We start from the raw sequence: 12,467 nt of genomic DNA, 5'->3' as shown, positions 1-12,467 counted from the left end.
CAAGGCGAGTGTGTTGCCGGTCACAAAAGGTGGTGATGCGAATTACCCGTACTGAGCAGCGACGATGAGGAGAGCTATGAATGACCAATCGCTAATCGCCGCGGCGCGGGAAGCATTTCTGCACGAAGGAGTGGAATCTTCCGATGTTCGCCCGGCCACGCTGCGGGCGTGGAAGCGTGCCAAGCTCGGCGGCGTCCGCCCCGACACCCAACCGGCTGTGGTCTTCGCTTCCGCGATGAACCCCGACAGCGCACTGCTGCGAGCGGTCCGCCCCGTGGTCCACGACATCATGGCCCAATTGGGCACCGCCGAGTTCGCGATGATGGTGACCGACCGTGACGCCTACATCGCCGACCGGTGGGTCTCGAGTACCTCGATGGGTACCCTGCTCGACGGCATGGGCGTGCTGAAAGGCGCGCGGTTCGACGAGGCCAGTGTGGGATCGACCGGGCTCGGAACGGTGCTGGAGGAACGCGCGATCTCCATCGTTGACGGCGCCGAACACTTCAACCGATGCTTCGACCCCGTAGTCGCTGTGGGCGTGCCGGTGATCCGGCCCGGCAGCGGAACCATCGAAGGCGTCCTCGACCTCGTCTGCCCCACCGGCGCCCCCCACGAGGTCCTCGCCGCACTGGTCGAGCGCGCGGCACGCGATGCCGGGGATCGCCTGCTCAGCGGATACGCCGCCGACGACCGCGCCTTGCTCGACGCCTTCCTGCACGCCGATCGCCGCGGCTCACGCCGACCCGTGATCGCCCTCAACGACCGCATCATCATGGTCAACACCCTCGCGTCCGCGCTGGTCGGTTCCCGCTACCGCCATGACCAGCTGTGGGACGCGGTACAGCGAACCATCGCCCTCGGCGGACCACCACTGCGTTTGACCACGGGCGACGGCTCTGCCATCGACGTCGGACTGCGACTGGTCCACCACTCCGGCGATGTCGCGGGCGCCCTGCTGCAGATGTCGACCCCACCGACCGAACCCACTCGGCCTTCGCCCGCCTCGGACCCCGTCTCCGCCCTCGTCGACGCGGTACTCGACGAACTCCCTGGCCGCAGCTGGCTGTGGCGAGCAGCAGTCCATGCGGCGGCACGAGCAGCCACCACCGAGGGCCGCCTCCTCCTCTATGGTGCGCCGGGCGTCGGCAAGACCGCGCTCGCCGCCGCAGTGACCGGCAACCGCGTCGCGATCGCGGGAAAAGACAGAGACGCCAGGCTGCTCGGCGACCTCACCCATCGCGGCCCCGGCGAATTGGCAGAACTGGGCGCTGAACTGGACGCCCACGAACGCGGCTTCGCGGTGGCAACCGTCACCGCCGAGCGCGGCGAAGACATCGACCCTCGCCTTCTGACGATGTTCGAATACGTCGTCGAGGTTCCAGAGCTTTCCCGCCGTCCCGAAGACGTCGGCGATCTCGCCGAGACACTCATCCGTCGCCTCAGCGAAGGTACTGTCGGACTTGCCGCGGCAACGATTCGTGAGCTCTGCCAACGCGATTGGCGTGGCAACGTCGCCCAGCTCAACCGGACCCTGCGCGCCGCGCTCGATCACACCACCGGACCACGAGTCCAACCCGCCGACCTGCCGACCACCACTGCACAGAGCTTCAACCACAAACGCCTGACCCATCTGGAACACGCGGAACGCGAGGCGATCGCCGCCGCACTTCGGCGCGCCAACGGAAACAGGCTCAAAACCGCTCAGGCGCTAGGAATCTCCCGTGCCACCCTCTACCGGAAACTCGCGGCGCTTGGGCTGAATTGAGCACACATCGCGCGCCACCTCGGACGCGAGCGGAGTAAACCCCAAGCCTGCACTCTGGCGTGGAGCCCGTCGGTGACAGTGGCGATGTGGACGACGAGCAGCCGATCTCCTTGGGGCCGAGCCTAGCCTGCGGCGCATGTAGCTCACCAAGCAGCACGCGCGAGCAATCGAGCAAAGTGGTGCGAAAGTCCCCGAACTGGGCACCGGGACCAACCCGGACTGCCAGGTCGAAGCCTTGCGCCATATATCGATACAATCTCGAAAGCTCCCGGTTCTAGCAATAACCGCCGGAGTTCTTCTGCGGTGCGGCGTCATCACGCCCGTTCCACCTCCATGGGTGTAGCCGTGGGCACATCGAAATGGAACGAAACCAGACCGTGCCGGCCGACCGAGACGGTCAGACCGGATAGGAACCCGCGATGATCAGGCGTTTTCCGGTTGCCCATGTTGTGCGTGTCCTGCCGAGGAATCGAACCTGCGACTCCCCGGCGGGCCAGGCATCATATCCAGGTGGGCACTGGCGTTGATGCACAAGAGAAACGCGCGCCAATCATGCGCCACCACCTAAATTGCGGGTCCTTATACGATTTGCACGCGGGTAGGCACAGGAACCGCCGGGAAATGGTCCGGTGGTTTCGAAACCTAAAGGTAGCCATTTACCTGCGCAGACAAGGAAATAATGGGAACAGTCGAACAACTTCGGGAACCTGCGGAAACGCTCCGCCGACTTCATGACCCAGGTCGGCATCGGAGCTCGAGCACTGCGGCATTGCATACCAGCCACGCGACGGCGCCACCGTGACCACGGTACGCGCCCCGCACTTGCTGTTGCCCGCCTGATCGCCCCTCATTGGCGGCGGCGCGAACCGGCAACCACGTCTACCAGGCATTTCCGTGCCAATTGGACCTCGGCGCCAACGCCGCCGTCGGCCGACTCCAGACTCGCCGACGACCCTGCGCCTGGCCCGGGTCAGATCCCGTATCCAGGTGCGAAGTGTTGATGTGGTCCTGGTGTTTCATCGTCCGATCTGTATTCCTGGCTGCCCGGTGCTTTCGACTCAAAGGCAGCAGTGGGCACAGCCGCAGCATTGATGGCGGCATCGATCATTCGTCCGGCCTCGGCCATCGCTCGGGGTGTCGTGCTCGGGCCGAGTTGCTGGCGGGCGCGGTCGAGGACATCCTGGATGGAGATCGGCGCCATATCCAACTCACTGCGTGTAGTGGTACGCCGCAGGCTCGACAGTGACGAGCGTACGCTCGCGCAACCGCGGGTGCGCCGATGTCACGCCACACCGCGGTCAGGCCATCGACAGTGAGATCCGAGGAACTGGCCGACGAGGTAGCCGCGCGCGTCGTGAAACTGGACGCCGTCGAGCCAGCCCGCTCTGCCCGCCGCAGGGCCGAGGCGAAGTCCTCGACGTTCACGCGATCTGGTCCTGGGTCATGGCCCGGGCGCTGGTTTCCGCGTCGTCGGACGCCTACAGCACCGGGTAGCCGTCAGGCCCCGCAACCCGCCGTGGTTCAGCTGGACACCGCGCCGGCCGCGGGTAGCCGGTCGGCGAGCCGCGTCAACCCAGGAGCTGGGAGTCGTCGTCGATCCCGAGCCCTCGCGCGAAAGCGCGGCGTTCACATGGGCCGCGCATTTCATCACTCACCCGAAGCCACTCGAGGCGAGAGATCAGCCAGCGCTCCCCGTCTTCGGACACTCCGCCGTTGGGCAGGTCTGCTGGTTCGTCATTAGCGTCGATACACCAGCCGGTTATCCATCGCCGGACCACGAGGGACTGTCACCGGGTGGAATAGGATAGTCACAGCGCTCCTTTCGTCGAGCTGCAAAGAAGAGGCTCGGCAGGAGGCCGGGTACGGATTCAGACGGGCGGCGACGTGCCTCTGAACGCGCTACTCGACCGCGAAGCGGGCATCGACCGGGGTGACTGGCTTGCCCGCAGTCGGCCGATTGTCCGCAGCCCGCCCGATGTGGGTCCGAACCAGGATCGCCATGGTGCCGAAGCCGACCAGGGAGGTCACCAAAAGGTAGACGGTGATCGGGGTGCTGGTGCCCCATGTGGCGAAAAGCGACGCGGCGATCAATGGCGCGAACCCGCCACCGACGATGGACCCGATTTGGTAGCACATCGACGAACCGGAGTATCGGACCCGTGGCGGGAACATATCGGAGAAGAATGCGGCGAAAGGACCATAGGTAACTCCGACGAATATTGCGACTACGAGCATTGCTGTCGCGAGCACTGGAACACTGCCGGTATCGGCTGCTGGCATCAGCGCGGTGCCGCCCAGCCCGAGCCCTACCCAGCCCCAGAGCAGTACCTTTCCTCGACCTATGCGGTCGGCGAGCATCGAGGAGAAGGGCATGATCAGCATCCAGAGGGTGGTGCCCACCAGTGTGAGGGTGAGGATGGTGGTGTAGCTGTAGCCGATTTGCTTGGGGGCATACGAGAGCAGGTAGGTCACGAAGATGTACGAGATCGCACTGCTGCCGCCGTACGACAGCGCGCCGAGGACGATGCCCTTCCACCCGGTCCGGAATGCCTCCACAATAGGCAGCTTGGCGCGATCCTGTTCCTTCAATGCCCGGGCGAACTCCGGACTTTCGGCGATGCCCAGGCGCACGTACAGGCCGACGATCACGAGCAGCGCACTGATCAGGAAGGGGATACGCCAGGCCCAGGCCAGCAGAGTTTCCTGCGAAACGACCGTCGTGAGGATCAGATAGACCAGGTTGGCGAGGATCAGGCCGCCCGCGACGCCCATCTGCGGAAAGGAGCCGTAGAGCGTTCGCTTGTTCGGCGGGGCGTTCTCCACTGCGACCAGGACGGCGCCACCCCATTCCCCGCCCGCGGCGATCCCCTGTATCACTCTGAGCAGTACCAGCAGGATCGGCGCCCAGATACCGATCGTGTCGAAACCGGGGAGCAAACCGATGAGTACGGTCGTACAACCCATTGTGAGCAAGGAGATCACCAGCATGGACTTGCGGCCGACCCGGTCGCCGAAGTGCCCCATGAGAATTCCGCCCAACGGGCGAGCGATGTACCCCACAGCGAATGTGGCGAACGCCGCGAGTGTTCCCGCCGTCGAGGAGAATTCCGGAAAGAATAGTTGCCCGAGAACCAGGGCAGCCGTGAGCCCGTAGATGAAGTAGTCGTACCACTCCACCGCCGTACCCACGAACGTCGCCAAGGCGATCTTCTTGACGGACGGCAGTGGCCTGCCGGAGTCCACCTCGACGTCGGTCTCGACTTGCGTCATTGCGACCTCCGGTGCCTGCTCGAGCGCTTCACCGCTGGGCGCATATCGCACGCGCCCTGCTTCGGGACAGACAGTGGCGGGCGAGGCCGCAACGGGACTCGATCTTTTCGGCCAGAGTGCCGGTGCCGACGCTGTCGAGGTCACCGTGATGTTGCGACTGTATCATTATTGAAACCTCTTTCTAGATGGACCACCTGGACTGAGCGAACTCAATTCCGACGGGCCACGAGCCGCAGCAGCGAATATAATGTTCCTGCGGGATCTTCATCTCGACTTAGTCACTGATGCGCACAATGCTAATGGGACTGTGCCGTGGAATAAATGTTCAACGACGCCACCGTCGATGTTCATCGGCGCCACGCGAAGCCCCGATCAGCCCATAACGGACGCCCATGGCCCGATACCGAGTGATCGAGTACATGTCGCGCACTTTGACGAACACCAGCGGGTAGTCGTTCAACTCCTGAAGCTGATCCGTGGAGAACTCATGGCGATCACGGGGCCATTGCCTCGAAGTTCGGCGAAATGGGCGTCCGCCCTCGGCTTTGACACCTTCCGAACAGGGGCCAAAGGTCCGAGAGTCAGAGCGTTGCGCCGTAGGCGAGCTCGTCATAGAACGTTACCTCTTCGCAGTAGAAGCGAAACAAGTTGTGTACCAGAGGCATTCGGAGGCCTGGATCCGATCCGCCAGGGGCCGCGGGCCTTGGACCACCCGGTCGATACGCACGATCGGCAACCGCCCACCTGCGCATTCGACAATCGTTCACGTCTGGCGCTGCGAGTGTCACGGCTCACAAGGTAGCAAATAGGCTGAAAGCTTGTAAAGATTAATGACAAAGAGACTTTGAAACGGGGCCGGAAGCGACCCGATCGCCCGCTCATCCCCAGGCACGCCGCCTCGGCCGCCTTGCAGGGTGACGTGCCCCAACCCGCACTATTGGCTCTGAGCAGGCACTTCTCCGCGCTCACCACATTGAGGCGCACATCTTTACAATCTTTATATACAATGCTACCGTCTGTGAGCTGGGTCACCAACCCTCCGGCAGGTCGGCAATGCGCTACCGAGGGGCTGCGGCCGAGTTACCGAAGCATGTGACGCCCGACAAGACGGATCACTCCGGACCCGCTTCCCGATCGCAACGCGGTAGCCGACGCAAGAAAGTCGCATCCGCAGGCGAGCGGGCGCGGAGCATCCGAAGACCCTGATTTATGAGATTGGAAGGACCCGACATGCCGGAAAGAGTTGCCGGAAAAGTAGCATTGGTCACAGGCGCCGCGCGGGGTCAAGGCCGTTCCCATGCTGTCCGTCTGGCGCAAGAAGGTGCGGACATCATCGCAGTAGATGTCTGTGAGCCGATCCGTGGAGTTCCCTACGTCTCCGCCACTGCGGACGATTTGAAGGAAACGGTTGGCCAAGTGGAATCGCTGGGCCGGCGAATCATTTCTGCCGAAGTCGACGTGCGCGAATTCGGTCCGCTCCGCCGCACTGTCGACGAGGCTGTCGCCGAGCTCGGTCGGCTGGATATCGTCGTCGCCAATGCCGGCATCTGCATACCAGCGGGATGGGACCGAGTCACCGAGGATATCTTCACGGACACGATCGACATCAATGTTCGCGGCACCTGGAATACAGCAATGGCCGGCGCGCCGCACCTCGTACGAGCCGGCGGCGGTTCGATCATTCTCGTCAGTTCGGCTGCAGGTCTCAAAGTGCAACCCTTCATGGTTCCCTATACGACCAGCAAGTTCGCGGTCCGCGGCATGGCAAAGGCATTCGCCGTCGAGCTCGCGAAGCACCATATCCGGGTGAACAGTCTCCACCCGACAGGAGTGAAGACGCCGATGATGGGAGAAGGCCTGCTGGCAGCGCTCAATCCGGCGATCGAAAACGACCCACGACTCGGCCCGATGTTCACAAACTTGTTGCCGGTCGAGGCCGTCGAACCCGAAGACGTGTCCGATACCGTTCTCTTCCTCGCTTCGGACGAATCGAAATATGTTACCGCCCATGAACTCGCGCCCGACGCCGGCGTGTCCGAGTTCTGATCCGGGAGTAGAGTTGACAACATCGAATATTCATCGGGAAATCTCTGATCTCATCACAACGTATTGCCGCGGAGTGGACGGTCGAGACGAAAAGGTCTTCCGGTCGATATGGCATTATGACGCCATATACGACGTGGGTGGACAGTTCGGCACATATACGGGCACGGACCAGATCGTTACAGGAGTCCAGGCGATCTGGGATGCGTTTGCGGAAACACACCACTGGACCACGAATGTCTTCATAGATATCACCTCGACAGATACCGCCGAATCACAGAGCAGCGCCCTTGCTCACATGATCGACAACGAGGGAAAATTCGTGGTCTGCGCAGCGGACTACGCAGACAACTTCACGAAGACCGGGGGTGGATGGAAATTCGAGAAACGTACGATCACCATCCATTACATTCGCGAAATCTCCGCTCCCATCTACGGAAGCCGGTGAGATGAACATTCAAACGGAAAACAGGCCCGACGGACATCTCGGTGGAATCGGGATCTACGAATCCGCGCTGCGTTTCGGCGACTCCGCCGAGGCTGCCGATTGTGCCGCGGAAATCGAATCCCTCGGCTACACCGCAGTTTGGATACCGGATGTGGAAGGAGACCTGTTCGGCGCAATGGAGAACCTCCTCTCCGGCACCCGCGAAATCACCGTCGCCAGCGGCGTGATGAACCTCTGGATGCACGACGCCGACGATTCGTCCGCCCGCTACAACGATCTGGTGAAACAATACGGGCCCAGGATAATCGTCGGGATCGGCGCCAGTCACGCGCCGTTCGTCGACAGCGCGGAGGCCCAGCGCTATCGCAAACCGCTTACTCAAATGCGCAGATTCTTGGACGAACTCGATCGCGCGAGACCGCCACTTGCCCGAGGGGATCGGGTACTGGCTGCGTTAGGGCCCAAGATGCTCGAGCTGGCCCGGCATCGGAGCGCTGGCGCACATACATACCTGGTGACCCCGGAACATACCGCCGCCGCGAGAGCTGTACTCGGTACCGAACCCCTGCTCGTGCCCGAGCAGGGAGTGGTCCTGGAGAGCGACCCGGTCGTGGCCCGTGCGATCGCCCGGCAGAACATCGCGCTCTATTTCGATCTGCCGAACTATGTCAACAACTGGCGGCGTTACGGATTCGGCGACGACGACGTTGCCGCCCCTGGAAGTGACCGCCTCATCGATGCACTTGTCGCCTGGGGTGACGAGTCGGCGATCATCGAACGGATTCAGGAACATAGAGCCGCCGGCGCCGACCATGTCTGTCTCCAACTCATGATCGACCGGCCGGACGCTACCGTGTTTCCCCGCGACGCCTGGCGTCGATTGGCACCGGCCCTCGCAGAGATTTGATGGACGGCCCGGCAATCACCACCGGAACCATCGATATCATACGATGCGCAGAAGCCTGTGCTGACCATCGAGCCCGGCGGTTTATAATGTCGTCGCAATATCGTTGAACGGCACCATATCTTCCCTGTTCAACCTCTCCAGGGATCGATTTCCTGCGCTCAACACGTGCCCTCTTGCCCCTGCGCCTACAGTTTCCGGAACGCGCGGGCGGCAAGGGGGGACGTCGAGTCGATCACCCGGTTTCCCCGGTCGGCGAGAACCAGCTCCTGAGTAGCCGCCAAATGCGTGGCCATCAAAGCCGCAGCCATCATCCCGTCGCCCTTTTCGACCAATCGCAGTATTTTCCGGTGCGTTTCCAATGCGGTGCACTGTCGACTCGAATCCGGGTATTTCCCATCCACCTGTAGACCCTCGGCCCAGGCTTGCTCCTGAATTGACCAGACAGCCACCATGCTGCGAACAACCAGTCTGGTCGCCGCGTTGGGCGTCCAGTCGACCAGGATCTCGTGAAACGACCGCGCTACGCCGGTGAACGATGCTCCATCCCCCAATGCACGTTCAGTTTCCTCGATATTCTGCGCCAAATCGGAGACCACGGTCGACATCCGATCCGGACGCTGCGCGCAAGCGATAGCGCATTGCGGCTCGAAAAACGCCAAAGATTCCGCGAGGTCACTCAGCGTGACGTTCTGGCCCTGCAAGGACAGGCCGAGCGCGAAGGCTGCGGTCGACCAGCTCGGCCGGTGCACAAACGCGCCACCGAACCGGCCACGCCGCACGGTGATCAGCCCTTCCGACTCCAGAATCCGCAGCGCTTCCCGGATGGACGGGCCACTGACCTGGTATTCACCCATCAGATCTTCCTGTTTGGGAAGCGGCCCGTCGGGGATACCTGCACGCAGAATACGATCTCGCAGGTCGGCGGCAACCGACTCTGCGGCACGCAGCGGTGTGCGCCCATTCAGGTTCATCGGCCCTCTTCCACAGTCCCTGTCGTGCTCGGCTGCCTACCGCCACAATCTACATAAATCTTACATGCATTAAGGACAATGCTTGCTACTCCGCGCAGCCCACGTGTCGGCGGCGCTGATGCGGTGATCGTCGGCCGGCTTCCGATGAGTCCGGGGTCGACGACAACTTCCCCCGCCAGACCGGGGCCCATGCCGGGCGGGGATTCGATGATGCGCGCCGACGGGTGATGCCAGATCCGTCGATGCCCTTGATCTCACGGGCGAGGTCGAGCGCTTCGTGCGATGAATTTCACGGCATTACGCTGCCGCGTCGCCGGGCAGGGCCGAGCTCTGGCGTTCGGCGGCATCGACCGGCGGTCGCCGGCTTGGCGATAGCCAGTTCACACGTGCCGTTCGCAGTGAACGGTCACCGGTTGGGGCCGTCTAATATGCGCCACCTCGCTCGGCCGGCTACAGCGTGATTCCGTCCTCGACCGCGGTTGGTCCCGGCGCTACCCCTATGGTCGCGTCGGAGTCCTGAGTCGCCCGGCGATCGCGCGGCCGGCTTCATGCATTGCGACAGCGTCCGTTGCGAGCAGAACGTCAGCGAAACGGGACCGGTACTCGCCGAGATCGTGGCCGATCGAGCCGACAACGGCGTATACCGGCGTGGTGCCCGCGCGGGTGAGGATCGCGGAAATGATCTTGCCCGCCTTGGTCTGGCCATCCAGCCTGCCCTCGCCGACGACGATGGCCGAGGCGGCAGCAGCCGCGGCGCCGAAGCCGATCACGTCGAGGATGTATTCGGCGCCTGAACACAGTTCTGCGCCGTAACGCGCCCACATCCCGCCCGAGAACCCGCCGGCCGCACCGGTCGCGTCGACATTCGACGGGTCGCGGGGCAGGGCCAGCGCTTTTGCCTCGAGTTGCCGCGTAAGGAGTCGTATTGCGCCCACGTCGGCGCCCTTTTGTGGTCCGAAAACGCGGGCGGCGTCGACGTAGCGGGTCGTCACGTCGGTCAACACGGTAAGAGCGGCACCGCGGAGTCCGCCGCGCGCTTCGATGGCGGCGATGGCCCCGGTGCCGCCATCCGTGGTGGCGGAACCGCCGGCCGCGACGAGGATGTGGCGGGCACCGCGCCGGGCGGCATCGGCGATGAGCATGCCGGTGCCGTAAGTCGTTGCGGTAACCGGGTCGCGGGGGCCAACGTGCGGTGTGGTGATCCCGGAGGCGGCGGCGATCTCGACGACCGCGATCCCGTCATCGGACAGTCCGTACGCCGCCCGGCACGGTAGGCCCCATGGGTTGCGGGACGAAGTGGTGACCGAGCGCAATCCGAGAGGGACGTCGAGGACTTCTTGGGTGCCCTCACCGCCGTCAGCGACCGGCAACCTGATCGCCTTTTCGCCGAACGACTCGACGCCGGCGGCGACGGCGTCGGCGACCTCGCGGGCAGTGTAGGTGCCCTTGAAACTGTCGGGGGCGATCAGAACCGTCATACGCCCCAGGCTTCCGGATTCACCGGATGCGGGGGGATCCGGTTCTGCGCCATAGCCACGGCGTTCTCGGCGCACAGTCGCGCCATCTCGGCGCGCACCGACACCGTCGCGCTGCCGATATGGGGAAGCAGGACGGTATTCGGCAGGTCCGCGAGGCCGGGGGCGAGGTTCGGTTCGTCCTCGTAGACGTCGAGCCCGGCCCCGGCGATCTCCCCGGATTGCAGAGCGGCGACGAGCGCGGCTTCGTCGACGACGGGACCGCGGGCCGTGTTGATCAGGATCGCGGAGGGTTTCATCGCCGCCAGCACGCCCGCATCGACCAGGTGGCGGGTCTGTGCGTTGAGGGGTACGTGCAGGGACAGATAGTCGCTCGTGGTGACGAGGGTGTCCCAGTCGGTGTGGGTGACGAGTCCGGCGAATACACCGAGTTCCTCATCCGGCACCGGTCGACCGCCAGGCGGTCGCGGGCAGAACAGCACCTGCATCCCGAAGGCCAGTGCTCTTTTCGCGGTCGCCCGTGCGATCCGGCCGAACCCGGCCAGCCCGAGCTTGCGTCCCGAAACATCCTGTCCTAGTAGCAGATTCGGCTCCCACCCGGTGAACTGTCCGGAACGAAGGAAGGCATCGGCTTCCACGGCGCGGCGGGCGGTCGCCATGATCAGCAACATCGCCACGTCGGCGGTGGCGTCGGTGAGCACACCGGATGTGTTGCCGACGAGTATCGAGTTGGCGGTAGCCGCATCGATGTCGACGTTGTTGAACCCGACCGCGTAGTTGGAAATTCCGCGAATCTTCGCCGCGGACAGCAGATCCGCGTCGAAGGTGTCACGCAGTTGAGCCACCACCACGTCGTAATCGCCGGACACGCAAACCTCGCGCAGCCGTGCTCTGTTCGGAGTCTCGTCGGGGACTTCGACGCTGCCCGCGGCACGCAGCAGCGTGAGTGCGGGTTCGGGAATCGGCGTCGTCACGTAGAACCGGGCGTCACTCATCGGCCACCACCATGAGCCTGCGACCGTGCCAACGGTATCGGCGCTGCGACACCGGGCTCCCCTGCACCGAGCCGCACCAGGGCCTCGACCACCGGACGCCATCGTCCGGCGTACGTTGTCAGCGCCGGATCGTCGGCATAACCGGCATCGAGGAGATAGAGACCGGGCAGGGCGCAGGTACCGCCCAGTTCGGCAAGTACCGGCTTGAGCGTGAGATCGGGCGCAAGCGCGTGCTCTGGCGCACCACCGAGCATGAAAGGGACAGTCACGACGCCCGCGAGACCGGTGCCACCGGGGAACTGATCCAGAAACAGTTTGAGCAACCCCGTATATGTGGCTTTGAACGTGGGGCTGCCGAAGACCACCAGCGACGAGGACCGCACGGTCCGGACGGCTGCGGCGACATTCTCGTCGCCCCAGCCCAGCAAACCCGGGCCGAGGTCGATCAGGTCGACGACGTGGTCGGGCGCTGCCCCGGTCAGCTTCTCGGTGAGCATCACCGACGCGGCGAGGGTGCGGGACTCGGGCTTGGGGTTTCCGACAACGACGGTAGTGATCACGGCTCTCCTGTGAGGGTGGACTGGAAGACC

General features: G+C 63.8%; 10 protein-coding genes. 4 read left to right on the top strand and 6 right to left on the bottom strand.

Annotated features, from left to right (window positions below):
* Positions 1-76: 76 nt before the first annotated feature.
* The gene (locus AB0I35_RS15680) at positions 77-1,768 is read left to right on the top strand and encodes a helix-turn-helix domain-containing protein (protein ID WP_357396644.1); all 1,692 of its coding nucleotides are present in this window, start codon (positions 77-79) and stop codon (positions 1,766-1,768) included.
* 970 nt (positions 1,769-2,738) lie between these two features.
* Here the strand turns inward: AB0I35_RS15680 and AB0I35_RS15675 are convergent.
* Positions 2,739-2,969 (bottom strand): hypothetical protein, encoded by a 231-nt coding sequence (locus AB0I35_RS15675; protein WP_357396643.1) that lies wholly within the window; start codon positions 2,967-2,969, stop codon positions 2,739-2,741.
* A 698-nt stretch (positions 2,970-3,667) separates the two neighbouring features.
* A complete protein-coding gene (locus AB0I35_RS15670) occupies positions 3,668-5,038 on the bottom strand; it encodes an MFS transporter (protein WP_357396642.1) in 1,371 nt (456 codons plus the stop codon).
* Between the two features lie 1,230 nt (positions 5,039-6,268).
* Here AB0I35_RS15670 and AB0I35_RS15665 point away from each other — a divergent pair.
* Genes AB0I35_RS15665 through AB0I35_RS15655 form a run of 3 tightly spaced genes read left to right on the top strand, consistent with a single transcriptional unit; the run spans position 6,269 to position 8,436 of the window.
* Positions 6,269-7,084: a mycofactocin-coupled SDR family oxidoreductase gene (locus AB0I35_RS15665; protein ID WP_357396640.1), complete on the top strand. Its 816-nt coding sequence runs from the start codon at positions 6,269-6,271 to the stop codon at positions 7,082-7,084.
* The gene (locus AB0I35_RS15660) at positions 7,035-7,529 is read left to right on the top strand and encodes a nuclear transport factor 2 family protein (RefSeq protein ID WP_357396639.1); all 495 of its coding nucleotides are present in this window, start codon (positions 7,035-7,037) and stop codon (positions 7,527-7,529) included. Before AB0I35_RS15665 ends, AB0I35_RS15660 begins: the two co-directional genes overlap by 50 nt.
* A gap of 1 nt (position 7,530) precedes the next feature.
* Positions 7,531-8,436, top strand: a complete 906-nt coding sequence (locus AB0I35_RS15655; protein ID WP_357396637.1) for an LLM class F420-dependent oxidoreductase — start codon at positions 7,531-7,533, stop codon at positions 8,434-8,436.
* A gap of 185 nt (positions 8,437-8,621) precedes the next feature.
* Here AB0I35_RS15655 and AB0I35_RS15650 read toward each other — a convergent pair whose 3' ends face one another.
* The 4 genes from AB0I35_RS15650 to AB0I35_RS15635 all read right to left on the bottom strand — a co-directional run bounded on the left by AB0I35_RS15650 (position 8,622) and on the right by AB0I35_RS15635 (position 12,437).
* Complete coding sequence (locus AB0I35_RS15650; protein ID WP_357396635.1) at positions 8,622-9,407, bottom strand: GntR family transcriptional regulator; 786 nt, start codon at positions 9,405-9,407, stop codon at positions 8,622-8,624.
* Between the two features lie 497 nt (positions 9,408-9,904).
* Positions 9,905-10,885, bottom strand: a complete 981-nt coding sequence (locus AB0I35_RS15645) for a glycerate kinase (RefSeq protein WP_357396634.1) — start codon at positions 10,883-10,885, stop codon at positions 9,905-9,907.
* Complete coding sequence (locus AB0I35_RS15640) at positions 10,882-11,877, bottom strand: D-glycerate dehydrogenase (protein ID WP_357396633.1); 996 nt, start codon at positions 11,875-11,877, stop codon at positions 10,882-10,884. Before AB0I35_RS15640 ends, AB0I35_RS15645 begins: the two co-directional genes overlap by 4 nt.
* Entirely contained in the window at positions 11,874-12,437 is a 564-nt protein-coding gene (locus tag AB0I35_RS15635) for an NAD(P)H-dependent oxidoreductase (protein ID WP_357396632.1), read from the bottom strand. The genes AB0I35_RS15640 and AB0I35_RS15635 overlap by 4 nt, the downstream gene beginning before the upstream one ends.
* Between the last annotated feature and the right edge of the window lie 30 nt (positions 12,438-12,467).

Source organism: Nocardia sp. NPDC050378, from assembly GCF_040655675.1.
Lineage (GTDB): Bacteria > Actinomycetota > Actinomycetes > Mycobacteriales > Mycobacteriaceae > Nocardia > Nocardia coubleae.
Note: the sequence above shows the minus strand (reverse complement) of the source record. Positions and strands in the feature narration are given on the sequence as shown.